The 24,676-nt window shown below is 70.8% G+C and carries 18 protein-coding genes and 1 riboswitch; of the genes, 7 read left to right on the top strand and 11 right to left on the bottom strand.

Going from position 1 to position 24,676, the window contains the following annotated elements; all coding sequences use genetic code 11:
* Positions 1-2: 2 nt before the first annotated feature.
* A complete protein-coding gene (locus ACQEV2_RS31885) occupies positions 3-2,849 on the bottom strand; it encodes a GNAT family N-acetyltransferase (protein ID WP_433049151.1) in 2,847 nt (948 codons plus the stop codon).
* Positions 2,850-3,027: 178 nt separating this feature from the next.
* On the opposite strand from ACQEV2_RS31885, the gene ACQEV2_RS31880 reads away from it, so the two are divergent.
* A complete protein-coding gene (locus ACQEV2_RS31880) occupies positions 3,028-3,309 on the top strand; it encodes an HPr family phosphocarrier protein (RefSeq protein WP_016432192.1) in 282 nt (93 codons plus the stop codon).
* Between the two features lie 170 nt (positions 3,310-3,479).
* On the opposite strand, the gene ACQEV2_RS31875 is transcribed toward ACQEV2_RS31880, so the two are convergent.
* From ACQEV2_RS31875 to ACQEV2_RS31860, 4 genes are all read right to left on the bottom strand, one after another.
* The gene (locus tag ACQEV2_RS31875; RefSeq protein ID WP_433049147.1) at positions 3,480-4,175 is read right to left on the bottom strand and encodes a GntR family transcriptional regulator; all 696 of its coding nucleotides are present in this window, start codon (positions 4,173-4,175) and stop codon (positions 3,480-3,482) included.
* Positions 4,176-4,421: 246 nt separating this feature from the next.
* Positions 4,422-5,219, bottom strand: a complete 798-nt coding sequence (locus tag ACQEV2_RS31870; protein ID WP_433049145.1) for a M23 family metallopeptidase — start codon at positions 5,217-5,219, stop codon at positions 4,422-4,424.
* A gap of 12 nt (positions 5,220-5,231) precedes the next feature.
* Positions 5,232-5,395, bottom strand: a riboswitch (cyclic di-AMP (ydaO/yuaA leader).
* A 212-nt stretch (positions 5,396-5,607) separates the two neighbouring features.
* A complete protein-coding gene (locus tag ACQEV2_RS31865) occupies positions 5,608-6,996 on the bottom strand; it encodes a M16 family metallopeptidase (protein ID WP_433049142.1) in 1,389 nt (462 codons plus the stop codon).
* Positions 6,993-8,372, bottom strand: coding sequence for a M16 family metallopeptidase (locus ACQEV2_RS31860; RefSeq protein WP_433049139.1), 1,380 nt, complete (start codon positions 8,370-8,372; stop codon positions 6,993-6,995). The genes ACQEV2_RS31865 and ACQEV2_RS31860 overlap by 4 nt, the downstream gene beginning before the upstream one ends.
* Before the next feature lie 491 nt (positions 8,373-8,863).
* Between ACQEV2_RS31860 and ACQEV2_RS31855 the strand changes: the two genes are divergently transcribed.
* Complete coding sequence (locus tag ACQEV2_RS31855; RefSeq protein WP_433049136.1) at positions 8,864-11,320, top strand: DNA gyrase/topoisomerase IV subunit A; 2,457 nt, start codon at positions 8,864-8,866, stop codon at positions 11,318-11,320.
* Here the strand turns inward: ACQEV2_RS31855 and ACQEV2_RS31850 are convergent.
* A complete protein-coding gene (locus ACQEV2_RS31850) occupies positions 11,317-12,426 on the bottom strand; it encodes a CobW family GTP-binding protein (RefSeq protein ID WP_433049133.1) in 1,110 nt (369 codons plus the stop codon). The genes ACQEV2_RS31855 and ACQEV2_RS31850 overlap by 4 nt on opposite strands.
* A 374-nt stretch (positions 12,427-12,800) precedes the next feature.
* Here ACQEV2_RS31850 and ACQEV2_RS31845 point away from each other — a divergent pair, with 374 nt between their 5' ends.
* Positions 12,801-13,298 (top strand): DUF6082 family protein, encoded by a 498-nt coding sequence (locus ACQEV2_RS31845; RefSeq protein WP_433049130.1) that lies wholly within the window; start codon positions 12,801-12,803, stop codon positions 13,296-13,298.
* Positions 13,299-13,520: 222 nt separating this feature from the next.
* Here ACQEV2_RS31845 and ACQEV2_RS31840 read toward each other — a convergent pair whose 3' ends face one another.
* Together ACQEV2_RS31840 and ACQEV2_RS31835 are read right to left on the bottom strand one after the other, a co-directional pair.
* Positions 13,521-13,757 (bottom strand): hypothetical protein, encoded by a 237-nt coding sequence (locus tag ACQEV2_RS31840; RefSeq protein WP_031486357.1) that lies wholly within the window; start codon positions 13,755-13,757, stop codon positions 13,521-13,523.
* Between the two features lie 55 nt (positions 13,758-13,812).
* A complete protein-coding gene (locus ACQEV2_RS31835) occupies positions 13,813-15,051 on the bottom strand; it encodes a citrate synthase/methylcitrate synthase (RefSeq protein ID WP_433049127.1) in 1,239 nt (412 codons plus the stop codon).
* Positions 15,052-15,160: 109 nt separating this feature from the next.
* Here ACQEV2_RS31835 and ACQEV2_RS31830 point away from each other — a divergent pair, with 109 nt between their 5' ends.
* The 4 genes from ACQEV2_RS31830 to ACQEV2_RS31815 all read left to right on the top strand — a co-directional run bounded on the left by ACQEV2_RS31830 (position 15,161) and on the right by ACQEV2_RS31815 (position 20,038).
* A complete protein-coding gene (locus ACQEV2_RS31830) occupies positions 15,161-16,411 on the top strand; it encodes a citrate synthase (protein ID WP_433049124.1) in 1,251 nt (416 codons plus the stop codon).
* Between the two features lie 177 nt (positions 16,412-16,588).
* Entirely contained in the window at positions 16,589-17,533 is a 945-nt protein-coding gene (locus ACQEV2_RS31825; RefSeq protein ID WP_433049121.1) for a sucrase ferredoxin, read from the top strand.
* A gap of 151 nt (positions 17,534-17,684) precedes the next feature.
* Positions 17,685-19,361 carry an ATP-binding protein gene (locus ACQEV2_RS31820; protein WP_433049118.1) on the top strand — a complete coding sequence of 559 codons (1,677 nt, stop codon included), beginning with the start codon at positions 17,685-17,687 and terminating at the stop codon, positions 19,359-19,361.
* A complete protein-coding gene (locus tag ACQEV2_RS31815) occupies positions 19,358-20,038 on the top strand; it encodes a response regulator (RefSeq protein ID WP_433049115.1) in 681 nt (226 codons plus the stop codon). Before ACQEV2_RS31820 ends, ACQEV2_RS31815 begins: the two co-directional genes overlap by 4 nt.
* Positions 20,039-20,151: 113 nt before the next feature.
* Here the strand turns inward: ACQEV2_RS31815 and ACQEV2_RS31810 are convergent, their stop codons facing one another.
* The 3 genes from ACQEV2_RS31810 to ACQEV2_RS31800 all read right to left on the bottom strand — a co-directional run bounded on the left by ACQEV2_RS31810 (position 20,152) and on the right by ACQEV2_RS31800 (position 24,567).
* The gene (locus tag ACQEV2_RS31810; RefSeq protein ID WP_433049112.1) at positions 20,152-21,744 is read right to left on the bottom strand and encodes a solute symporter family protein; all 1,593 of its coding nucleotides are present in this window, start codon (positions 21,742-21,744) and stop codon (positions 20,152-20,154) included.
* The gene (locus ACQEV2_RS31805) at positions 21,741-22,163 is read right to left on the bottom strand and encodes a DUF485 domain-containing protein (protein WP_433049109.1); all 423 of its coding nucleotides are present in this window, start codon (positions 22,161-22,163) and stop codon (positions 21,741-21,743) included. The genes ACQEV2_RS31810 and ACQEV2_RS31805 overlap by 4 nt, the downstream gene beginning before the upstream one ends.
* 280 nt (positions 22,164-22,443) lie before the next feature.
* The gene (locus ACQEV2_RS31800; protein WP_433049106.1) at positions 22,444-24,567 is read right to left on the bottom strand and encodes a DNA gyrase/topoisomerase IV subunit B; all 2,124 of its coding nucleotides are present in this window, start codon (positions 24,565-24,567) and stop codon (positions 22,444-22,446) included.
* Positions 24,568-24,676 lie beyond the last annotated feature (109 nt).

The raw sequence follows: 24,676 nt of genomic DNA, 5'->3' as shown, positions 1-24,676 counted from the left end.
TCTCAGTACGCCGGGAGGGTCCGCGGCCCGAGGTCGTCGCGGGCGGGGGGTGGCGCGAGGCGGACGGAGGCGCCGAGCACGCTCAGGCCGTGGGTGGCGACGACGACCGGCTCCAGGGTGACCGCGACGACCTCCGGGTGGTCGTCGACCAGCCTCGACACCCGCAGCAGCAGTTCCTCCAGGGCAGGGGTGTCGACGGGCGCGGAGCCGCGCCAGCCGAAGAGGAGCGGGGCCGTCCGGATCGACCGGACGATCGAGGTCGCCTCCCGGTCGGTGACCGGGATCAGCCGGTGCGCCATGTCCCCGAGCAGCTGGGAGGCGGCTCCGGCGAGGCCGAAGGACAGCACGGCGCCGGCCGCCGGGTCGATCACGGCCCGTACGACGGTGTCGACGCCGCGCGGTGCCATGCTCTGCACGACCGGCCGCAGCTCCTCGGGCTTGCCGAACAGCGCGGTCAACTCAGCGTACGCCCGCCGCAGTTGTTCCTCGTCCGCGAGATCGAGCCGTACGCCGCCGAGGTCGGCTCGGTGGCGCAGGTGGGGTGCGGTGGCCTTGAGGGCGACGGGGTAGCCGAGGGTGCGGGCGGCGTCGGCGGCGGCGTCCGGCGTGGGTGCGTGCAGGGCGCGGTGCACCTGGATGCCGTACTTCCCGAGCAGGTCACAGGTCTCGTCCGTGCCGAGCGTGAGCCCTTGCCCGCGCGCGAGCAGCCCGTCGATCAGCCGCGCTGCTCCCTTCTCGTCGATGTCCTCGTACTCGGGCACCTTGCCGGGGTCGGCGGCCTCGCGCCGCCACTGGGAGTACTTGACGGCTTCGGCGAGGGCACGGACGGCGCGTTCGGCGGCGGGATAGGCGGGGATCAGGCGCGGGGCGTTCTCATCGGTGTCCGGCTGTTCGGGCTGCGGGTCGGCCAGGAAGTCCAGTGGGCGGAAGGGGTGGGCACGGCTCGCCGTACCTGGCGCCTTCGTGCTCGCCTGTGGGGCGGTGCTCGCCGCGGCCGACAGTGCCTCCGCGAGGCCGCCGAGCTCCACGTGCACGACCAGCACCGGCTTGCCCGGCACACGCTCGGCCGCCGACCTCAGGGCCTGAGCCAGCTCCGCGTCACCGGTCGACGCGTCCCCGATCGCCGGGATGGCGGTGACGACGACCGCGTCGCACGTCTCGTCGGCCAACGCGCGCGACAACGCCGCGTGGAAGTCCGCCGCCGACGCCCCCGTCGTCAGATCCAGCGGCGGCAAGGGCCGCAGCCCTTCGGACAGGCACGCGTCGTACGTCAGCAGCCCCAGCGACTCGGAGTTCCCCAGGATCGCCACGCGCGGCCCGGCCGGCAGCGGCTGGCGCGCGAGGAGCAGCCCCGCGTCGACCAGCTCGGTGATCGTGTCCACGCGGATGACCCCGGCCTGCCGCAGCAGCGCGGACACCGTGGCGTGCGGCAACCGCGTCGCCCGTACCGCGTGCCCCTGCGGCGCCGCGCCTCCGTGCCGCGCCCCCTGCACCACGACCAACGGCTTCGCGGCCGCCGTACGCCGGGCGAGGCGGGTGAACTTGCGGGGGTTGCCGATGGACTCCAGGTACATGAGGACGACATCGGTGTCGGGGTCGTCGTACCAGTACTGCAGGACGTCGTTGCCGGACACGTCGGCCCGGTTGCCGGACGAGACGAAGGTCGACACACCGGTGACGCCGGTCACCCCGCCGCCGCGGCGGTGCAGCCGGGACAGCAGCGCGATCCCGATCGCACCGGACTGCGCGAACAGCCCGATCCGGCCCGGGCGGGGCATCTGGGGCGCCAGTGAGGCGTTCAGGCGGACGCTCGCCGAGGTGTTGATGACCCCGAAGGCGTTCGGCCCGATGATGCGCATGCCGTACGCGCGCGCGTGCCGGACGAGTGCACGCTGGCGCTCGCGGCCGTCGGGTCCGCTCTCGGCGTACCCGGCGGAGACCACGACCAGCCCCTGCACGCCGTGGTCGCCGCACTCGGCGACCACCTCGGGGACGTGCTCGGCGGGCACGGCGACCACCGCGAGGTCGACCGGCCCGTCGATGTCCCGCACGGAGCGGTGGGCCGGCACCCCGTCGAACTCCTTGAGGTCCTCCGGGAACGCCTTGTTCACGGCGTACAGCCGCCCCGTGAACCCGGCGTCCCTGATGTTGCCCAGGACGCTGCGACCCACCCCGCCCGGCGTGCGGCCGACGCCGATGACGGCGACGGAGCCGGGCACCAGCAGCCGCTGCACGGACCGCGCCTCGGCGCGCTGCTCGCGCGCGTACTGCACGGCGAGCGAGCGGTCCGTCGGCTCCAGGTCGAACTCCAGGCGTACGACGCCGTCCTCGAAGCTGCGCTTCTGGGTGTACCCGGCGTCCGTGAACACCTTGATCATCTTGTTGTTGGCGGGCAGCACCTCGGCGGCGAAGCGGCGGATGTCGCGCTCGCGGGCGACGGCGGCGATGTGCTCCAGGAGGGCGGAGGCGACGCCGCGGCCCTGGTGGGCGTCCTGGACGAGGAAGGCGACCTCGGCTTCGTCGGCGGGTGCCGACGCGGGCGTTCCGTCGGGGCCGATCCGGTCGTAGCGTACGGTTGCGATGAACTCGCCGCCCACCGTGGCCGCGAGTCCCACCCGGTCCACAAAGTCGTGGTGCGTGAAGCGGTGGACGTCCTTCGCGGACAGACGCGGGTAGGGCGCGAAGAAGCGGTAGTACTTCGACTCGTCCGACACCTGCTCGTAGAAGCTGACCAGACGGTCTGCGTCATCAACGGTGATGGGGCGGATGCGTGCGGTGCCGCCGTCGCGCAGCACCACGTCGGCTTCCCAGTGGGCGGGGTACTCGTGCCGGTCCGAGGCGCTCTGCATGGGGCCCAGAGTACGGCTCGCGTCCGACAACGGCGCGAGGCAGTCTGTGGAGGACGTATGACGGGTCGAGGCCGCGACCCGACGGTCACCTGAGGAGGGGCGTTTTGTCCCTCCCGGCATGCTTCACGCGTGTGGGAAACTGGTCTAGACAACCCTGAACACCGAAGGGCAGCATCACATGGCTGAGCGCCGCGTCAACGTCGGCTGGGCCGAGGGCCTTCACGCCCGCCCCGCTTCCATCTTCGTCCGGGCCGCCACGGCCGCAGGTATCCCGGTGACGATCGCCAAGGCCGACGGCAACCCCGTCAACGCGGCCTCCATGCTGGCTGTCCTGGGCCTGGGCGCCCAGGGCGGCGAGGAGATCGTCCTCGCCTCCGACGCCGAGGGTGCGGACGCCGCCCTCGACCGTCTGGCGAAGCTGGTCTCCGAGGGTCTCGAGGAGCTGCCCGAGACGGTCTGAATGACCTGAGCGGATCTCCGCGGCAAGCGGTGAAGCCGCGTCGGCCTTTCCGGTCGACGCGGCTTCGCTGTTTTCGAGCAGGCGGCCACGGGAAATTCACTGCGGACCCGAAAAAGGGCAGCGGAAATTCTCCGCCGCCGAATATCCCCTCTTTGTATACGGCGCCCGTGTTAATGCCGCAGGCTCGGCATGTTTACTGGATGTTGCGAATTCCTCACACGCTCCGCGCGATCACCGACGGAGCCGAACCGCAGCCGGTGCGCGGAGATCGCGCGCTCGGTGTGCTGCGCCGTGATCGCCCGGGCGCGCTCACTGTCTCCGCGCGCCACCGCGTCCACGATCGCGCCGTGCTCGGTCCAGGACTCCACGGGATTGGCCGGCGACTCCACGGCGTACATCCAGGCGATCTTGTGGCGCAGCTGGGTCAGCATCGAGGTCAGGGCGGGGCTGCCGGAGGCCTGGGCCAGCGTCTCGTGGAACCAGCCGCCCAGGGAGCGCAGGTCGTCGCTGTTTCCCCTCCTGGCCCGCTCCTGGCCGAGCCTGACGAGGCCGCGCAGCACCTTCAGATGGGCCTCGGTGCGCCGCTGGGCGGCCCGGGAGGCGCCGAGCGGCTCCAGGAGGCCGCGCATCTCCAGCAGGTCGGAGGCCTCCTGCTCGGTCGGTTCGGCGACGCACGCGCCCGCGTGCCGCCGGGTCACCACGAAGCCCTCCGCCTCCAGGGTGCGCAGGGCCTCCCGCACGGGGACGCGGGAGACGCCGTAGCGGCGCGCGAGGAGTTCCTCGGTGAGCCGGCTGCCACGCTCGTAGACACCGGCGACGATGTCGTCCCGGATCGCCGTGCATACCGAGTGCGCCGGAATACGCATGACCGACCTCCGCTTTAATCCCCGTGAAACGTCGACGAATGACGTGTGTTGAGTGACTCTATGGCAACCGGCCGGAATTTCCGACGGCGGGCCGGAATCCATGGATATTTTTTGGACAGCGGATCGTCTCAGAAACGCCGAAAGCCCCGGCTCGGGGAGGCGGGGCTTCGGGGTTGCGGTGCTTCGAGTTGGGGCTTCGTGAGCGGGCCTCGTGAGGCGGGCCTCGGTGAGACGCGGAGTGAGGCGTCAGACGTTCACGCCGTGCGAGCGGAGGTAGGCGACGGGGTCGATGTCGGAGCCGTACTCCGGCGTCGTGCGGGCCTCGAAGTGCAGATGCGGGCCGGTGACGTTGCCGGTGGCGCCGGACAGGCCTATCTGCTGGCCGGGGGTGACGGTCTGGCCCACCGAGACGCCGATGGACGACAGGTGGCCGTACTGGGTGTACGTGCCGTCGTTCATCTTGATCACGACCTGGTTGCCGTACGACCCGCCCCAGCCGGCCTCCACGACGGTGCCGGCGCCGACCGCGTGGACGGAGGTGCCGCTGGCGGCGTGGAAGTCGACGCCGGTGTGGCTGCCGGAGGACCAGACGGCGCCGCCGGCCTTGTAGCCGGTGGAGATGTACGAGCCGGCGATGGGGGCGGCGTAGGACAGCAGGCGCTTGCGCTCGGCCTCGCGGGCGGCGCGCTCCTTGGCCTCGCGCTCCTTCTTGGCCTTCTCGGCCGCCTTCTTGCGCGCGGCCTCCTGGGCGGCCTTCTTGAGGGCCGCGGCCTCCTTGGCGGCCTGCTCCTGTGCGGCGGCCTGGGCGTCGATCTGGTCGGCGATCGAGTTGTCGACGGTGATGACGGGGATGAGGCCCGTCTGCTCCGCGGCCGGTTCGGCGGCGAGCGCCGGGGCGGCCAGGGTGCCCATGACGCCGGTGGCGGTGAGCGCGGCGACGCCGGCCGCGCGGGCCGTGGTGCGCTCGAACCGGCTGGGCCGGCGGTGCTTCCCGGTGGGACGCTTCTTCTCGGTGAGCTTCCCGGTGGCGCAAGTGAACGCCATGAAGTGGCTGGTCCTTTCCTTCCCTCTCGCCTACCGGGTTAGCTGACGGGTTCGGAGCAGGAAGGTCTCCTACGGACCCCCTCGCCTGCGCGTGGGCGTCCGATTCACCCCAGGGACTACGGTGGGTCCCCGGCTCCCCTGGCTCGCGCCGTACGGGGACTCGGCGATGGCTGTCCGGTGCCGCGGGTGCGGCGCACTGCCTGACGGACAGCCCGGAAGACGCTAAACGGGGCAACTTTCAATCCCCAAACGGATCACGGCTTTTGTAGCGCATCCCACAGGCCAGACAGGCAACCTCTCCCTCAATTCGGGCATAAAGGGGCCCTGGTGACTCTTCCGTCACCAGGGCCCCTACACGCGTGCCGTCGCGCGGCGCTGCGCCTGTCCGCTACTCGGCTGCCACGACGGTGACTTCGCCGATGCCGAGCGCCTCGACGGGCTCCCGGATCTCGGCCGCGTCGCCGACGAGGATGGTCACCAGACGGTCCACCGGGAACGCGCTCACGGCCGCGGCGGTGGCCTCGACGGTGCCCGTCGCGGCGAGCTGCTGGTACAGCGTCGCCTGGTAGTCGTCGGGCAGGTGCTGCTCGACCTGGTCGGCCAGCGTGTTCGCCACGGAGGCGGCCGTCTCGTACTTCAGCGGTGCCACCCCGACGAGGTTCTGCACGGCGAAGTCCCGCTCGGCGTCGGTGAGCCCTTCGGCGGCGACGCCGCGCAGCACCGTCCACAGGTCCTGCAGCGCGGGACCTGTGTTCGGGGTGTCGACGGAGCCGCTGATGGCGAGCATGGCGGCGCCCGTGCCGTCCGGGGCGGAGCGCAGGACCTGCCCGAACGCGCGCACGCCGTAGGTGTAGCCCTTCTCCTCGCGCAGGACCTTGTCCAGCCGGGAGGTGAGGGTGCCGCCGAGGCAGTACGTGCCGAGCACCTGCGCGGGCCACACGCGGTCGTGCCGGTCGGGGCCGATGCGGCCGATCAGCAGCTGCGTCTGGACGGCGCCGGGACGGTCCACGATGACCACGCGGCCGGTGTCGTCGGCGGTCACCGGCGGGACGGGCCGCGGCTCGGCCGCGGAACCGGTCCAGGTGCCGAGACTGTCGCCGAGCAGGGCGTCGAGGTCGACGCCGGTGAGGTCGCCGACGACCACCACGGTGGAGGTGGCGGGGCGCACGTGCCGCTCGTAGAAGGCGCGTACGGCCGCGGAGTCGATGCCCGCGACCGTGTCCTCGGTGCCCTGGCGCGGGCGGGACATGCGCGAGGTCGCCGGGAACAGCTCCTTGGAGAGCTCCTTGGCGGCGCGGCGCGAGGGGTTGGCCAGCTCGTGCGGGATCTCGTCGAGCCGGTTGCGTACCAGGCGCTCGACCTCGGCGTCGTGGAAGGCGGGCGCCCTGAGGGCGTCGGCGAGCAGGTCGAGCGCCTTCGGCAGACGGGAGACGGGCACCTCGAGGCTGACGCGGACGCCGGGGTGGTCGGCGTAGGCGTCGAGGGTGGCGCCGCAGCGCTCCAGCTCGGCGGCGAACTCCTCGGCGGTGTGCTTGTCGGTGCCCTCGGACAGGGCGCGCGCCATGATCGTGGCGATGCCGTCGAGGCCCTTCGGCTCGGCGTCCAGGGGGGTGTCCAGGAGCACCTCGACGGCGATGACCTGCTGGCCGGGGCGGTGGCAGCGCAGGACCGTCAGGCCGTTGTCCAGCTTGCCGCGCTCGGGCGCCGGGAACGCCCAGGGCCGGGCCTCGCCGGCCTGGGGCTGCGGGTGGAACTCCATGCTGGCGAGCTCGGTCACTGCGCCGACTCCTCGTTCTCGTCGGTGGTCCCGGCGGGGGCGGCCCCGTCGGCGGCGGCTTGAAGGTCCTCGGCCTCGCCGGCGACCGGCTCGTACACGAGCACCGCGCGGTTGTCGGGGCGCAGGCGGGCCTTGGCGACGGCCTTCACCTCCTCGGCGGTGACCTCGAGGACGCGCTGTACGGCCGTGAACGCGAGCTGCGGGTCGCCGAACAGGACGGCGTACCGGCACAGTTCGTCGGCGCGGCCCGCGACCGTGCCGAGCCGGTCCAGCCACTCGCGCTCCAGCTGGGCCTGGGCGCGCTCCATCTCCTCGGCGGTCGGGCCCTCCGCGGCGAAGCGGGCGAGCTCCTCGTCGACGGCCGCCTCGATGACGGGCACCTCGACGTCGCCGGAGGTCTTCACGTCCAGCCAGCCCAGGGAGGGCGCACCGGCCAGGCGCAGCAGGCCGAACCCGGCCGCGACGGCCGTACGGTCGCGCCGTACGAGCCGGTTGTAGAGGCGGGAGGACTCGCCGCCGCCGAGGACGGTCAGCGCCAGGTCGGCCGCGTCGCACTCGCGCGTGCCGTCCTTGGGGAGCCGGTAGGCGGCCATCATCGCGCGCGCGGGGACGTTCTCCTCGACGACCTCGCGCAGCTGCTCGCCGATGATGTCGGGCAGCGAGCCGTCGCGCGGCTCGGGCTTGCCGTCGTGGGCCGGGATGGAGCCGAAGTACTTCTCGACCCAGGCGAGCGTCTGCTCCGGGTCGATGTCGCCGACGATCGACAGGACGGCGTTGTTGGGCGCGTAGTAGGTGCGGAAGAACGCGCGGGCGTCCTCCAGACTGGCCGCGTCCAGGTCGGCCATCGAGCCGATCGGCGTGTGGTGGTACGGGTGTCCGTCGGGGTACGACAGGGCGGTCAGCTTCTCGAACGCCGTGCCGTAGGGGACGTTGTCGTAGCGCTGGCGGCGCTCGTTCTTCACGACGTCGCGCTGGTTGTCCAGGTTCTCCTGGTCGAGCGCCACCAGGAGGCTGCCCATGCGGTCGGCCTCCAGCCACAGCGCGAGCTCCAGCTGGTGGGCGGGCATGGTCTCGAAGTAGTTGGTGCGCTCGAAGCTGGTGGTGCCGTTCGGCGAGCCGCCCGCGCCCTGGACGAGCTCGAAGTGACCCGTGCCCTTCACGCTTCCCGAGCCCTGGAACATCAGGTGCTCGAAGAGGTGGGCGAGTCCGGTACGGCCCTTGACCTCGTGGCGGGAGCCGACGTCGTACCAGAGGCAGACCGCCGCGACCGGCGTGAGGTGGTCCTCGGAGAGCACTACCCGCAGGCCGTTGGCCAGGCGGTGCTCCGTCGCGGTGAGGCCGCCGGATTGTGCCTCCGGTGTGGCCGTGTGACCCATGGGCAAGGTGTCCTTCCGGTCAAGTGCACTGCGTTGTGTCGAGCAGTTCGTGCTCAGCTCCTGCCACTGTATGCAGCGTCCGAAGGGTCGGCGAAGTTCCCGGTCACAACGCCGTGCCGGTACGCCCTCCTCGGCGGCCCCGGGCCCGGTACCCGGCGATCACTCCGGGGAGTGAACGGTCACGCGGCGCGGACTTGCCTCCGCCGGGTCCGAACGCACGGATGCGGTCGGCCCCCGAAGCCGAAGATCGGCACCGGTGCCCTTTACGCAAGCTGTCCTGCCGGTGCCAAGCGCCATGATGGTGGGGATGGTTGATGGCGAATCCTCCCGGTTCTGCGCGGGAGGACAGGGCCGTGAGCGACACTTCTCGCACGCCGGGCGGGACCCCAACATCGGATCCTGGTCGGTGGTTGTCAGTGCCGCGGTCCACAATGGTCCGCGTCAGACCCGTCAAACGCTCGAGCGACCAGAAACTTAAGGAGCCGGCAGCGATGGCCCGCCGCAGCACGAAGACCCCGCCGCCCGACGACTCGTACGAGGAGAGGATCCTCGACATCGACGTCGTCGACGAGATGCAGGGCTCCTTCCTCGAGTACGCGTACTCGGTCATCTACTCCCGCGCCCTGCCGGACGCCCGCGACGGTCTCAAGCCGGTGCACCGTCGCATCGTCTACCAGATGAACGAGATGGGCCTGCGCCCCGACCGCGGCTATGTGAAGTGCGCCCGCCTCGTCGGCGAGGTCATGGGTAAGTTGCACCCGCACGGCGACGCGTCGATCTACGACGCCCTGGTGCGCATGGCCCAGCCCTTCTCGATGCGCGTCCCGCTGGTCGACGGCCACGGCAACTTCGGCTCGCTGGGCAACGACGACCCGCCGGCCGCCATGCGGTACACCGAGTGCCGGCAGGCCGCGGCGACGAGTCTGATGACCGAGTCGATCGACGAGGACACCGTCGACTTCGTCCCCAACTACGACGGCCAGGAGCGGGAGCCGGTGGCCCTGCCCGCCGCCTTCCCGAACCTGCTGGTCAACGGCGCCTCCGGCATCGCGGTCGGCATGGCCACGAACATGCCGCCGCACAACCTCGCCGAGGTCATCGCGGCCGCCCGCCACCTGATCCGCCACCCGAACGCGGATCTGGACGCCCTGATGAAGTACGTCCCCGGCCCCGACCTGCCCACGGGCGGCCGGATCGTCGGCCTCTCCGGCATCCGGGACGCGTACGAGACGGGCCGCGGCACGTTCAAGATCCGCGCCACGGTGTCCGTGGAGAACGTGACGGCGCGCCGCAAGGGCCTCGTCGTCACCGAGCTGCCTTTCACGGTCGGCCCGGAGAAGGTGATCGCCAAGATCAAGGACCTGGTCGGCTCGAAGAAGCTGCAGGGCATCGCCGACGTCAAGGACCTCACCGACCGCGCGCACGGCCTGCGCCTGGTCATCGAGATCAAGAACGGCTTCGTGCCGGAGGCGGTCCTGGAGCAGCTGTACAAGCTGACGCCGATGGAGGAGTCCTTCGGTATCAACAACGTCGCGCTGGTCGACGGCCAGCCCCTCACCCTGGGCCTCAAGGAGCTCCTGGAGGTCTACCTCGACCACCGCTTCGAGGTCGTACGGCGCCGCAGCGAGTTCCGACGCAGCAAGCGGCGCGACCGCCTGCACCTGGTCGAGGGCCTGCTCACGGCGCTCGTCGACATCGACGAGGTCATCCGCCTGATCCGCTCCAGCGAGAACAGCGCGCAGGCGAAGGAACGCCTGATGGAGCGCTTCTCCCTGTCCGAGGTGCAGACCCAGTACATCCTCGACACGCCGCTGCGCCGTCTCACCAAGTACGACCGCATCGAGCTGGAGGCGGAGAAGGACCGGCTCAACCAGGAGATCGCCGAGCTGACCCGGATCCTGGAGTCGGACGCGGAGCTGCGCAAGCTGGTCTCCTCCGAACTGGCCGCGGTGGCCAAGAAGTTCGGCACCGAGCGGCGTACGGTCCTGCTGGAGTCGGCGGGCGCCCCGGCCGCGACCGTACCGCTGCAGGTGGCGGACGACCCGTGCCGGGTGCTGCTGTCCTCGACGGGTCTGCTGGCCCGTACGGCGAACGGTGACCCCTTCGCGGAGGCCGAGGACGCCAAGCGCACCAAGCACGACGTGATCGTCTCGGCGGTGCCGGCCACGGCCCGCGGTGAGGTGGGCGCGGTGACGTCCGCGGGCCGTCTGCTGCGGATCAACGTCGTCGATCTGCCGCAGCTGCCGGAGACCGCGTCGAGACCGAACCTCTCGGGCGGCGCGCCGCTGTCGGAGTTCGTCTCCCTGGAGGACGGCGAGACCGTGGTCTGCCTGACCACGCTCGACGAGTCCTCCCCGGGTCTGGCGCTCGGCACGGAACAGGGCGTCGTCAAGCGCGTGGTGCCCGACTACCCGTCCAACAAGGAGGAGTTGGAGGTCATCACCCTCAAGGAGGGCGACCGGATCGTCGGCGCGGTCGAGCTGCGCACCGGTGAGGAGGACCTGGTCTTCATCACGGACGACGCGCAGCTGCTGCGCTACCAGGCCTCGCAGGTCCGCCCGCAGGGCCGTCCCGCCGGTGGCATGGCGGGCATCAAGCTCGCCGAGGGTGCGAAGGTCATCTCCTTCACCGCGGTGGACCCGGCGGCGGACGCGGTGGTCTTCACCGTCGCGGGTTCGCGCGGCACGCTGGACGACTCCGTCCAGACGACCGCCAAGCTGACCCCGTTCGACCAGTACCCCCGCAAGGGCCGCGCCACCGGAGGCGTCCGCTGCCAGCGGTTCCTGAAGGGCGAGGACTGCCTGTCCGTGGCCTGGGCGGGCCCCGCCCCGGCACGGGCCGCGCAGAAGAACGGCTCCCCGGCCGACCTCCCCGACATCGACCCGCGCCGCGACGGCTCCGGCGTGTCGCTACCGAAGACGGTGGCGGTGGTGGCCGGACCGGTCTAGGCCTCCTGGAAGGCCCCTTCCTCCGGGTCCTGTACGTAGTCCTCCGCGTCCTGGCCCTCCGGGTCCTGTACGTAGCGCAGTACGCCCCACATGCCCTGCTCGTCGGCGTGTGGGGCGTCGCTCTTGCATGCCTGAAGTTCCTTGCCGAGAGCGGCCGCGTCGATGCCGGAGCCGATGAGCACGAGCTGGGTGAGGCGGGCGTCGGCGGGCGCCCACGGCTGCGGGTAGAAGCGGAGGAACCGGCCGACGGCGTGGACGGCGTAGCGGTTCTGTACGTCGCAGGGCCCGAAGTCGACGTACCCCTTGATCCGGTACAGCCCCTCGGGCCTGGTGTCGAGGAACGCGATCAACCGGCGTGGGTCGAGGGGGACTTCGGAGGTGAAGGACAGGCTGTCGTAGCCGGTGTGCAGATGGCCGGTGTGGTCCTCGTCGTGCTCGTGCCGATCGTTGCGCTCGTGCAGGTCGTCGAAGGACAGCTGCCCGATGCGCTCCTCGCTGGGCCGGCAGTCGAAGAGGAACGCGGGGTCGATACGGCCGTAGGTGGCGGGGACGACGGCGGCGCGGTCGGTGAGCTCACGGACCAGTCCGAGGACGCGCTCACCGTCCGGCGCCCGGTCGAGCTTGTTGACCACGACGAGGTCGGCGAGGGCGAGGTGCCGGTCGATCTCGGGGTGCTTCGCGCGGGTGTCGTCGAACTCGGCGGCGTCGACGACCTCGACGAGCCCGCCGTACACGATGCCCGGATGCTCACTGGCGAGCACCATGCGCACGAGTTCCTGGGGCTCGGCGAGTCCGCTGGCCTCGATGACGATGACATCGATGCCGGTGGCGGGGCGGGCGAGCCGCTCCAGGTACACGTCCAGCTCACCGGCATCCACCGCGCAGCACAGACAGCCGTTCCCGAGGGAGACGGTGGAGTCGCCGAGTGCGCCGGCGACGGCCATGGCGTCGATCTCGATGGCGCCGAAGTCATTGACGATGGCGCCGATACGGGTGCCTCCACTGCGATGGAGGAGGTGGTTGAGCAGAGTCGTCTTGCCGGAACCGAGGAATCCGGCGAGTACGACGACCGGAATCTGCTGCGGACCGGGGCTCGGCTGACTCAACGTGCGACCTTTCTCACGCCGACGGGTGCACCGGCTCGCGGCTCGGCGCGCATACGAAGGTTGAATGCCGCCCCAGGATACGAGCCGCAAGAAACGCCGCGAAGTGAACGATTGTTAGCAGCACTTGCCGGGCAGACGTTGGGCAAGGCGCCGGAGCGTGCGACCCTCGCTTCCCTCCGTGCGCCTCCTCTCCGCCTCCCCGCCGATCAGAGCCGCTCGGCACTCTGGGAGACGGCAAGCGCCGCCCACCGCTCGCCGGTCCCCTCCAGTCGACCCGCACCCCGACGACCGGCGGACGGCCGCCTGAATCGGGGATTGACATGGCCACACGGAAGCGATGTGCACGGAGGCTGGGTTCCGCCACGCTCACTCTCTTGGCTGCCACCAGCACTGTGGCACTGGCAGCGCATCATTGGCGGTCGGAGAAGGCACGTCTGCACGAGAGGCAGCTGGAGCTAGAGGAGCTGGCCATTCGGCGGACGGCCCTGGCCCATCAACAGCGCATGCACTGGGAGTTGCTGGTGAGGGCGATCGACGATCCCTCCCTCGCCGCGGTGATCGACACATACGACCAGAACATCCCGGCGGAGAGGCGTCGCCAGTTCTTCTATGCCAACGCTTGGTACGTCCACCTCTACCACCTCTACCAGGCAGAACTCCTGGATCGGGAGGAGCTGTACACGCGGCTGCGGGAGTTCTTCCAGAGTCCGGTCTTCCGCGAGTACTGGGAGGCGTCGCGGCATATGCGCGCCAGCCTGGACGAGTCGTCCGTGGAGGCCCAGCTGGGGCACATGGTGGATGGCCTCGTCCGGGATCTCGACGAATCCGACACCGACGAGTGGTGGGTCGTCGGCGATCCGCCGACAAACTGACCGGAAGGCCCGGACCAGTACGCCCGCGACGGTCTGAGAAACGCTTGTGACCTGCGAAACTCGTGTGGCCTGGTGCTTCTGGCGCCAGGCCTTATCGGTGGAGAGCGAGCAGTGACGGGGTGCCGGCTGCCCGCCGGGGGCGGCCCGGCTCGCTACGGTTGCGCGCGGCCGGGGCGGGCGGATGGTACGGGTCTGAGGTGGACCCGTGCTCGTGCGGTGGTCTCAGGCGTCGGGGATGTCTGCCTTGGCGCGGATGAGAGTCTCCCGGCTGACGATGACGATGCGCTCGTAGTCGGCGCGGGCGGCATCGGCGGGCAGTTCCGGCTCAAGCGCCTCGGTGGCCTCGGTGCCGATGACAGCGAAGTTGCCGTCGCTGAGTTCGAACACGTCCGGGCAGGTAGCTCCTGAACTACTGCCTCGGGCGCTTGGAGGCACACCGATGCGGCGCACGATCTTCAAAGGGGGTCCTTAGGAGGCTGGGCATACTAGTGGGGAGCAGGTTAATGACTGGTCCTCAGGAGTTCATTGTTTTTGGAGAAAAGTCACCCAGTCGCGCCCTCATCGCGTTGTCGTGGACCTCTCGGTGGCCTCCCGCCTCCGGCACCTTCACCGGCGCCCCCGGCCCCACATACCGCGCCACCGGCCTGATGATTTTCGAGTCCTGTGCCTGTTCCAGGATGTTGGCGCTCCAGCCCACGACCCGCGCCGCGGCGAACGTCGGGGTGAACATCTCGCGCGGCAGACCACACAGCTCCATGACGACGCCCGCGTAGAACTCGACGTTCGTATGGAGTTCGCGGCCGGGCTTCAGCTCGGCGAGGATCGCCTCCACGCGCCGTTCGACCTCCACGGCGAAGTCGACTCGCGGGCCGCCGAAGTTCTGGGCGATCTCGCGGAGCATCCGGGAACGGGGGTCCTCGGTGCGGTAGACGGGGTGGCCGAAGCCCATGATGCGGCCGCCGGCGAGAACCCGTTCGCGTATCCAGGTGTCGATACGGTCGGGAGTGCCGATCGCGTCCAGCGTGTCCAGCGCGCGACTGGGGGCGCCGCCGTGCAGCGGCCCCGACAGCGCGCCCACGGCTCCGGCCAGGCAGGCAGCGACGTCCGCGCCCGTGGAGGTGATGACGCGGGCCGTGAAGGTTGACGCATTGAATCCATGGTCGATGGTCGAGATCAAGTATTGCTCGACCGCCCGCGCCCGCCTCGGGTCGGGCTCCGATCCCGTCAACATGTACAGGTAGTTCGCCGCGTACGACAGATCCTCACGGGGCTCAACAGGATCAAGTCCGCTGCCCAGCCGGTGCAGTGCGGTGAGCAGCGTCGGTACGGCCGCGGCCGCGACGAGGGTGTCCCGGCGGCGCTCGTCGGCGTCGATGTCGTACACCGGCCGGAAGCCTTTCGCCGCGCCCAGCAGGGACAGCGCGGTGCGCAGGCCGGCCAGCGGGCCGGAGCGTCCGCTCGCCGCCACGATCGCGGGCAGGGCCGCCCGCACCTCGTCGGGGAGCCGCCTCAGCGCGGCGGTCTCGGCGGCGAAGGCGGCTGCGCGTTCGGCGTCCGGCAGCTCACCGTGGACGAGGAGGTGCCAGACGTCCTCGAAGGGGCGGGTCTGCGCGAGTTCGACGGCCGAGTACTGGCGGTAGTGGTAGAAGCCCTCGAGCCCCCGGACGTCGCCGACCTCGGTGTCGGTGACGACGACGCCCGCGAGTCCACGTGGCACGTCGACGAGCGCGGCTGCTGACCTGTTGACGGACATGATTTCCTCCCTGGACTTGATTCGACTGTCCATGCTTGACTGTTTCTCTGTCAATATTGATTAAATCAATATAAGGATCAATGTTCTGCGGCCTGGATACGGTGACCCCATGCGCGATCAAGAACCCGGCCCGGCGGGGCGGCGGCTGACCACCCAGGAGGCCGCCGAGCTGCTCGGCGTGAAGCCCGAGACCGTGTACGCGTACGTGAGCCGCGGTCACCTCAGCAGCCGCCGCGTGCCCGGCGGGCGGGGCAGCACCTTCGACGCGAAGGAGGTCGAGACGCTCGCCCGGCGCAACAAGCGGGAGAGCGCGGCCGGTTCGGGCTCCGGCGGCGAGCTGTCGGTGCGGACCGGCCTCACCTTCATCGACACCGACCGCTACTACTTCAGGGGCGTGGACGCCACCGAACTGGCCGCCCGGTACTCCTACGAAGAGGTCGCCGAGTGGCTCTGGACCGGCCGGTTGCGCCGCGGCGTGACCTTCGCCGCCCCCGAGGCCTCCGTCACCGCCGCCCGGCGCGCCGTCGAGGCCCTGCCCGAACACGCGGGCCCCACCGACCGGTTGCGGGTCGCGGCGATCGCCGCCGCGGCGGTGGACCCGCTGCGCTTCGACCTGTCCGAGGAGGCCGTGCTCGGCACCGCCCGCATCCTCATCCCCACCCTGGTCGCCGCCCTCACACGCCCGGGGTACCCCTATCGCGACGAGGGCTCTCTCACGCACCGTCTGTGGAGCCGACTGAGCGGGCAGACCGCCGACGAGGCCGGACTGCGCGTCCTGGACACGGCACTCGCCCTGCTCGTCGACCACGACCTGGCCGCCTCGACGCTCGCCGTGCGCGTCGCCGCGTCGGCCCGCGCGCACGCCTATGCGGCCGTCTCCGCCGGGCTCGGCGTGATCGAGGGCCCTCTGCACGGCGCGGCCAGCGGCCTCGCCCACAAGCTGATCATGGAGGTGCTCGACCAGGGCGACGCGGGGCCCGTGATCGCCGAGGAGCTGCGGGCCGGCCGGCGCATTCCGGGGCTCGGTCACCGGCTCTATCCCGGCAAGGACCCACGCGCGCGTGTCCTGTTCGAGCTCCTGGAGGAGATCCCCCGCGCCGAGCCCGCCCTCGCCGCGGCCCGCGACATCGTCGCCACGGCCGCCCGCCACGCCCCGCTGCACGCCAACGTCGACCTGGCCCTGGCCGTGTTCACGGCGTCCTCCGCGATGCCCTTCACGGCAGGCGAAACGATCTTCGCCGTGGCCCGCACGGCAGGCTGGGTCGCCCACGCCCTGGAGGAGTACGGGGAGCGCCCGCTGCGGATGCGGCCGAGCGGGCACTACACAGGCCCGAAGCCGCCTCAGCCCCTCCCGGAGTAGGACCCACCGCCGGTATAGGACCCACCGCCGAAGCAGGACACCACCGCCTGAGCAGGACACCACCTGCTGGAGTAGGACCCGCCGAACACTCCCCCAGTACCGCCGAACACTCCCGTCGGCACGACAAAAGCACCCTCGGGAAGCCGCCCGGACTCAAGTCAGGTTAGGCTCACCTCTGTGAGTACGTGCTCAACCGTCTCGCAGGACCTCGACGAGCCCATCGCGGGGACCGCGGCGACCGCGACGACCTGGCTGCTCGTGGAACAGCCCGGTCCGTGGGGTGCCAAGGCGCTCACCCAGAGCCACCTGGACCCCGCGCTCGGCCGCGCCCTGGAGGCGGCCACGAAGGGCACGGGCGTGCGCGTCGCGCTGATTCGCCGCCCCGGGCGGCATGCAGACTGCGGGACCCCGGCCAAGCGCCAGATCTACGCGGCCCACACCGTGCCCGGCAACGTATGGCTGCACGCGGCCACGACCCGCGACCCGCAGCAGCTGCTCGACCTGGACTTCGCCGCCCTCGGCAGGGGAGACCACCACGCCTTCGACTCGGTGCTCCAGGGGCGGCCCCACACCGGCGATCCGCTCGCCCTCGTCTGCACCAACGGCAAGCGGGACCGCTGCTGCGCACTTCTCGGCCGCCCTCTCGCGGCCGAGCTCACCGCCTCCGGCGTGGACGGCGTCTGGGAGGTCACCCATCTGGGTGGACACCGGTTCTCACCGACGCTGCTCGTGCTGCCGTACGGCTACGCGTACGGCCGGGCGCAGGCCCACGCCGTCAAGGAGGTTCTGCACAGCGTCCAGGAGGGCCGGATCGTCGTCGAGGGCTGCCGCGGGAACTCGGCCTGGGAGCGGCCGGGTCAGGCCGCCGAGCTGGCCGTTCGCACGGCCACGGGCGAGGCTGCCGCGGAGGCGCTGAGCGTCGTACGGACGGACGGCGCGGCCCCGCGCTGGGAGGTGACGGTTGCCCACGTGGACGGACGCCACTGGCGGGTCGTGGTGGCCCAGGGCGCCTCCGGGCCGCCCCGCCCCGAGAGCTGTGGGGCGTCGGTGCTGGGCTCGCCCGCGCGGATGGACGTGGTGGCGGTGCGCGAACTCACGATGACGGCGGCGCTCGCGAGCTGACGGGGCGTACCGGGTCGCCCGAAGGTGGACAGGCTGCCCGACATTGATCACGACGTAGATCGACCGCCCGACATTGATCAGCACATTGATCAAGAGATCCACACCACATCCCTCTACGGGACTTCCCGCACGCCCACGTACCGTCGTGGGTATGAGCCCCACTCCCCCCGCACGTCGCCTGCGCCTCGGTCTGCCCCGGCGGATGTTCGCACAGGTGCTGCTGATGCAGGTGGCGATCGCCGCGGGAGTCGCGGTGCTCGCGACCGGCCTGTTCCTCGCTCCGCTCAGCGACCAGCTGGACGACCAGGCGATGCGCCGCGCGCTGTCGATCGCGCAGACCACCGCGGTCCAGCCGCAGATTGCCGAGGACCTGGTGAGCACGCCCGCGACGGCCGGCGGCCCGGTCCAGCGGGAGGCGGAGCGGATCCGTAAGGCCACCAAGGCCGAGTACATCGTCGTGATGGACCGGCGCGGGGTGCGCTGGTCCCATCCCACCCCTAGCGAGATCGGCAGGACCGTCTCGACCGACCCGGGCCAGGCCCTCGCCGGCCACGAGGTCATGCAGATCGACGACGGCACCCTCGGCCGCACGGCCCGCGGCAAGGTCCCGCTGCGCGACAGCGACGGCCGGATCGTCGGGGCGGTCTCGGTCGGTATCGCCTATGACAGCGTGCGAGCCCGGCTGCTGCACGCGATCCCCGGGCTGTTCGCATACGCGGGCGGCGCCCTGGCGGTCGGCGCGCTGGCGGCCTGGCTCATCTCCCGCCGGGTCCAGCGGCAGACCCGGGACCTGGCCTTCTCCGACATCTCGGCACTGCTCGCGGAGCGCGAGGCGATGCTGCACGGCATCCGGGAGGGCGTCGTCGCCCTGGACCGCGGCGGCCGTATCCGGCTCCTCAACGATGAGGCGCAGCGCCTGCTGGGCATCGGGGACGAGGCCGTCGGCCGCTCCCTCGACGAGGCGCTCGGTGAAGGCCGTACGACCGATGTGCTGGCCGGCCGGGTGACAGGCACCGATCTGCTCACGGTCCGCGGTCAGCGCGTCCTGGTCGCCAACCGCATGCCCACCGACGACGGTGGCGCCGTCGCCACCCTGCGCGACCGCACCGAGCTGGAGCAGCTCGGCCGCGAACTCGACTCCACGCGCGGCCTGATCGACGCCCTGCGCGCCCAGGATCATGAACACGCGAACCGGATGCACACGCTCCTGGGGCTGCTCGAACTGGAGATGTACGACGACGCCGTGGAGTTCGTCGGCGAGGTGGTCGGCGACCACCGGGACACCGCGGAGCAGGTCGCCGAGAAGATCCAGGACCCGCTGCTCGCCGCCCTGCTGGTCGGCAAGGCGACGGTGGCGGCCGAGCGCGGCGTCGCGCTGCGCCTCTCGGACCGGACGGGGCTCCCGAACCGGCTGATCGACCCCCGAGGGCTGGTCACGATCGTCGGCAACCTGGTGGACAACGCACTCGACGCCGTCGCGGGCACAGCGCACGCGCGCGTGGAGGTCGAATTGCGTGCCGAGGGCCGTACCGCGACCCTCAGGGTGCGCGACACCGGGCCCGGCATCCCCGAGGAGCACCGTGAGGCGGTCTTCACCGAGGGGTGGTCCACCAAGAAGCGCCCGGCCCACCGCGAGCGTGGCATCGGGCTCTCCCTCGTGCGCAGGCTCGCCGAACGACAGGGCGGCAGCGCGACGGTGGGCGAGGCGGCCGGCGGAGGCGCGGAGTTCACCGTCGTACTGCCCGAGGCGCTGGCCGAGCCGGACCTGGAACCGGCCCTCACCGTGCCGTCGGATCCGCAGACCGTCGCCGAGGAGGAGTCGCGATGATCGAGGTCCTGGTCGTGGACGACGACACGCGCGTGGCGCGGGTCAACGCCGCCTACGTCGAGAAGGTGCCGGGCTTCCATGTGGCGGGCGAGGCGCACAGCGCGGCCGAGGCGCTGCGCCAGGTGGAGGAGCTGCCGCGGCTGGACCTGGTCCTCATGGATCACTACCTGCCCGACGAGACGGGGCTGTCGGTCGTCCAGGAGATGCGGCGGCGCGGCCACCAGACCGACGTGATCATGGTGACGGCGGCCCGGGACGTGTCGACGGTGCAGGCGGCGATGCGGCACGGCGCGCTCCAGTACCTGGTGAAGCCCTTCGCCTTCGCGGGCCTGCGCGCCAAGCTGGAGGCGTACGCGGAGCTGCGGCGCACCCTCGACGGCGGCGGCGAGGCGGAACAGGCCGAGGTGGACCGCATCTTCGGCGCCCTGTCCACGCCCTCGGAGCCCGACCTGCCCAAGGGCCACTCCCCCACCACCGCGGAGCTCGTACGCCGCTCCCTGATGAACGCCGAAGGCCCTCTGTCGGCCCAGGAGATCGCCGAGCGGACGGGGGTGAGCCGCCAGACCGCCCAGCGCTATCTCAAGCTCCTGGAGCGCACGGGACGGGCCCGCCTCACCCTCAAATACGGCGACGCGGGTCGCCCGGAACACCGTTACGTGTGGGCGACCCGCGCCTGAGGCACGGCCCGTGGGGGCGGGGGAAGGGACCGTGCCCACCCCTTGTACGGATTCCGGCCGCCCAAATATCAGCCGGCCGACGATGAAGGTGCCGCCCCGACCGGCCGCCACCCCTAGACGGCTCCCGCCCCGGTCAACGACCGCACCTCGGTCTCCGCGTGTTTGGCCTCGTCGGGGACCTCCGCCGAGGTGACCGTGCCGAGCCAGCCCGCGACGAAGCCCAGCGGGATCGAGACGAGGCCGGGGTTCTGCAGGGGGAAGTACTGGAAGTCGACGCCGGGGAACAGCGATTCGGGGCTGCCCGACACCACCGGCGACAGCACCACGAGCACCACGGCCGGGAACAGGCCGCCGTGCACGGCCCATACGGCACCTCGCGTGGTGAAGTCCCGCCAGAACAGCGAGTACAGCAGCACCGGCAGATTGGCGGACGCGGCGACGGCGAAGGCCAGGCCCACCAGGAAGGCGACGTTGAGATCGCGGGCCAGCAGTCCGAGGGCGATCGCGATCACGCCGATGCCGACCGCGGCTACGCGCGCCACGGCCACCTCGCTGCGGGGCTTCGCGTGCCTGCGCCGCAGCGAGGCGTACAGGTCGTGGGCAACGGAGGCCGAGGAGGACAGGGTGATTCCGGCGACCACCGCGAGGATCGTCGCGAAGGCGATGGCGGCGACGACGGCGAAGAGAACCGTTCCTCCGGTGGAATCCGCGCCGCCGCCCAGATCGAGGGCGAGCAGCGGAACCGCCGTGTTCCCGGCCGCGTTCGAGCCGCGCACGGCCTCGGGACCGACGATCGCGGCCGCCCCGAAGCCCAGGACGATGGTCATCAGATAGAAGCCGCCGATGAGTCCGATCGCCCACACCACGGAGCGCCGTGCCGCGCGGGCGGTGGGCACGGTGAAGAAGCGGGACAGGATGTGCGGCAGCCCGGCGGTGCCCAGCACCAGCGCGAGGCCCAGGCTGATGAAGTCGAGCCGCGCCGTCCAGTCCCCGCCGTACTTCAGACCGGGCGCCAGGAAGGCGGCACCGTGACCACTGCGCTCGGCCGCCGTGAGCAGCAGTCGGTCGAAGTCGCCGTCGAAGCGCAGCAGGACGAGCACGGTCAACGCGACAGTCCCGCCGAGCAGCAGGACGGACTTGACGATCTGGATCCAGGTGGTGGCCCGCATCCCTCCCAACGACACGTAGATCACCATGAGCGCGCCGACGCCGATGACGGTCCAGGCCTGCGCCGCCTCGCCCTTGCCGCCGAGCAGCAGCGCGACCAGGGTGCCCGCGCCCACCATCTGCGCCACCAGATACAGAACGGACACGGTGACCGAGGAAGTTCCCGTGGCGATCCGCACGGGGCGCTCCCTCATCCGCGCGGCGACCACGTCGGCGAGTGTGAACCGGCCGCAGTTGCGCACCAGTTCGGCGACCAGGAACAGCACGACCAGCCAGGCCACGAGGAAGCCCACCGAGTACAGCAGCCCGTCGTAGCCGAAGAGGGCGATGAGACCGGAGATGCCGAGGAAGGAGGCGGCGGACATGTAGTCACCGGCGATGGCAAAACCATTCTCCATGGGCGAGAAGAGCCGACCGCCCGCATAGAACTCCTCCGCCGAACCACGCCGCTTGCGGCTCACCCACGTCGTGATCGCCAGGGTGATCGCGACGAACACGCTGAACAGCAGTAGTGCCAGGGTCTGGTGATCACCCGTCACGAGGCACCACCCCGTGTGACGCGCGTCAACTCCTGGGTGTCCCAGCGAAGTTCGAGTGCCGCGCGGTCCCGGCGCAGCCGCGCGTGGCGGGCGTAGGCCCAGGTGAGCAGGAAGGTGGTGAGGAACTGTCCGAGCCCCGCCACCATCGCGACGTTCACGGCACCCGCCACGGGCCGGGCCATCAGCCCCGGCGCGGCCGTGGCGGTCACGACGTACGCCGCGTACCAGGAGAGGAACAGGACGACCGCCGGCACCACGAACCTGCGATACCGCCTGCGCACCTCCTGGAAGGCCGCACTGCGCTGCACCTCGAGGTACACGTCGGCCGCGACCGGCGCAGCGGCGTCAGGAGCGCCCGTGACGTCCGACTCACCCCATCCGGAGGCGAGGGCGTCGTACCAGGGATCGTCGTACCGCATACTTCTGGCGTCGCGGGGACGACCGTCGCTTGAGTACATGCCCAAGCATGGACAGAACGGAAAGATCCCCGACTCTGCTTCTCCGCGCGCTTCACCCCATCAGGTGATACACGTGCCTGAAGCCGCATATTGCGGACGAGCCGCAAGCCGCCGACGGCGCTCAGCCCCACAGGGGCCACCCGCACCCGACGACGAAAGCGTCACGGACGGTGCGGGTGGGAACCCAAAGCAGGCCGAAGGCGAAGCCGAGGCAGAAAACCGGCCCAAGCCCAGCGCAGCGCTACGCGTCGATACGCGACCGGTCCAACGTCGCCGCCGAGCTGGAGATGAACTCCTTGCGGGGCGCCACGTCGTTGCCCATCAGCAGATCGAAGACCCGCTCGGCCGCCTCCAGATCGGTGAGGCTGATCCGGCGCAGCGTGCGGTGGCGCGGGTCCATCGTCGTCTCGGCCAACTGGTCGGCGTCCATCTCGCCGAGACCCTTGTACCGCTGGATGGAGTCCTTGTACCGGATGCCCTTGCTCTCGAACTCCATGAGCTTGTCGCGCAGCTCCCGGTCCGAGTACGTGTACACGTACTTGTCCTGCCCCTTCTTGGGCTGGACGAGCTCGATCCGGTGCAGCGGAGGCACCGCGGCGAACACCCGGCCCGCCTCGATCATCGGCCGCATGTAGCGCTGGAACAGCGTCAGCAGCAGGGTGCGGATGTGGGAGCCGTCCACATCGGCGTCGGTCATCATGATGATCTTGCCGTAGCGGGCCGCGTCGATGTCGAAGGTCCGGCCGGACCCCGCCCCTATGACCTGGATGATCGCGCCGCACTCGGCGTTCTTGAGCATGTCGGTCACGGACGACTTCTGGACGTTGAGAATCTTGCCGCGGATCGGCAGCAGCGCCTGGAACTCGGAGTTCCGGGCGAGCTTGGCGGTGCCGAGCGCGGAGTCTCCCTCGACGATGAACAGCTCGCTGCGGTCCACGTCGTCGCTGCGGCAGTCGGCGAGCTTGGCGGGCAGCGACGAGGACTCCAGGGCCGTCTTCCGGCGCTGCGCGTCCTTGTGCTGGCGGGCCGCGATACGCGTACGGGCGGCTGCGACGGCCTTCTCGAGGACCACGCGTGCCTGCGCGGCGGCGTCCCGCTTGGTGGACGTCAGGAACGCCTTGAGTTCCTTGGAGATCACGGTGTTCACGATGCGACGGGCCGCCGAGGTGCCGAGGACCTCCTTGGTTTGACCCTCGAACTGCGGCTCGGCGAGGCGCACGGTGACGACCGCGGTGAGGCCCTCCAGGGCGTCGTCCTTGACGATGTCGTCCTCGGCGACGCGCAGCAGCTTCTTGGCTCGCAGCACCTCGTTGATCGTGCTGGTCACGGCCGTCTCGAAGCCGGCGACGTGGGTGCCGCCCTTGGGGGTGGCGATGATGTTCACGAACGACTTCAGGGTCGTGTCGTATCCCGTGCCCCAGCGCATCGCGACGTCGACGTCGAGCTCTCGGGTGACCTGGGTGGGGGTCATCTGACCGTGCTCGTCCAGCACCGGGACGGTCTCCTTGAAGGTGCCCTGCCCGGAGAAGCGGAGGACATCGCAGACCGGCTTGTCGGTGGCCAGGTACTCGCAGAACTCGCTGATACCGCCGTCGAAGCGGAAGGACTCCTCGCCCTTGCTGCCGCCCTCGCCGAGGCCGAACTCGTCGCGCACGACGATGGTCAGGCCGGGCACCAGGAACGCGGTCTGGCGGGCGCGCTGGTGCAGGTTCTCCAGGGAGAGCTTGGCGTCCTTGAGGAAGATCTGGCGGTCCGCCCAGTAGCGCACGCGCGTGCCGGTGCGGGTCTTGGGGATCTTCTTGGCCTTGCGCAGGCCGCTCTTGGCGTCGAACTTGGCGTTCGGACCGTCGGCGGCGAAGGCGCCGGGAACGCCGCGCCGGAAGCTGATGGCGTGCGTGTGGCCGGCACGGTCGACCTCGACGTCCAGCCGCGCGGACAGGGCGTTCACCACGGAGGCGCCCACGCCGTGCAGACCGCCGGAGGCGGCGTACGAGCCGCCGCCGAACTTGCCGCCGGCGTGCAGCTTGGTCATGACGACCTCGACCCCGGACAGGCCGGTCTTGGGCTCCACGTCGACCGGGATGCCCCGGCCGTTGTCCCGGACCTCCACGGAACCGTCGTCGTGGAGGATCACCTCGATGTGGTCGCAGTAACCACCGAGGGCTTCGTCGACGGAGTTGTCGATGATCTCCCACAGGCAGTGCATCAGACCGCGACTGTCGGTCGATCCGATGTACATGCCCGGGCGCTTGCGCACGGCCTCGAGGCCCTCGAGGACGAGGAGGTGCCGCGCGGTGTAGTTGGAACCGTCCCGGTCTGCTCCTGCCAGCAGCGCTGTGGACGGCACGGACGTCTCGGCGGTCACGCGGTTCGCTCCTCGCTGAATTTCAGGTGGCGCCCTGATGGGTAAGGGCGCGGCTTCGGTCGCCGTCAAGAGGGTACCGAGGCCTGGTAGAGCCGTTGTAACGCCACCC

Origin of the sequence: Streptomyces sp. CA-251387 (genome assembly GCF_050936625.1) — a bacterium.
In the GTDB taxonomy this organism is placed as follows: Bacteria; Actinomycetota; Actinomycetes; order Streptomycetales; family Streptomycetaceae; genus Streptomyces.
The sequence above is the reverse complement of the archived record's forward strand: the minus strand, read 5'-3'. Positions and strand labels throughout refer to the sequence as shown.

What these genes read in the sequence shown, in the direction of transcription:
- ACQEV2_RS31885 (WP_433049151.1), bottom strand. Translation starts at nt 2,849, where the DNA reads ATGCAGAGCGCCTCGGACCGGCACGAGTACCCCGCCCACTGGGAAGCC.
- ACQEV2_RS31880 (WP_016432192.1), top strand. Translation starts at nt 3,028, where the DNA reads ATGGCTGAGCGCCGCGTCAACGTCGGCTGGGCCGAGGGCCTTCACGCC.
- ACQEV2_RS31875 (WP_433049147.1), bottom strand. Translation starts at nt 4,175, where the DNA reads ATGCGTATTCCGGCGCACTCGGTATGCACGGCGATCCGGGACGACATC.
- ACQEV2_RS31870 (WP_433049145.1), bottom strand. Translation starts at nt 5,219, where the DNA reads ATGGCGTTCACTTGCGCCACCGGGAAGCTCACCGAGAAGAAGCGTCCC.
- ACQEV2_RS31860 (WP_433049139.1), bottom strand. Translation starts at nt 8,372, where the DNA reads ATGGGTCACACGGCCACACCGGAGGCACAATCCGGCGGCCTCACCGCG.
- ACQEV2_RS31855 (WP_433049136.1), top strand. Translation starts at nt 8,864, where the DNA reads ATGGCCCGCCGCAGCACGAAGACCCCGCCGCCCGACGACTCGTACGAG.
- ACQEV2_RS31835 (WP_433049127.1), bottom strand. Translation starts at nt 15,051, where the DNA reads ATGTCCGTCAACAGGTCAGCAGCCGCGCTCGTCGACGTGCCACGTGGA.
- ACQEV2_RS31830 (WP_433049124.1), top strand. Translation starts at nt 15,161, where the DNA reads ATGCGCGATCAAGAACCCGGCCCGGCGGGGCGGCGGCTGACCACCCAG.
- ACQEV2_RS31820 (WP_433049118.1), top strand. Translation starts at nt 17,685, where the DNA reads ATGAGCCCCACTCCCCCCGCACGTCGCCTGCGCCTCGGTCTGCCCCGG.
- ACQEV2_RS31815 (WP_433049115.1), top strand. Translation starts at nt 19,358, where the DNA reads ATGATCGAGGTCCTGGTCGTGGACGACGACACGCGCGTGGCGCGGGTC.
- ACQEV2_RS31805 (WP_433049109.1), bottom strand. Translation starts at nt 22,163, where the DNA reads ATGCGGTACGACGATCCCTGGTACGACGCCCTCGCCTCCGGATGGGGT.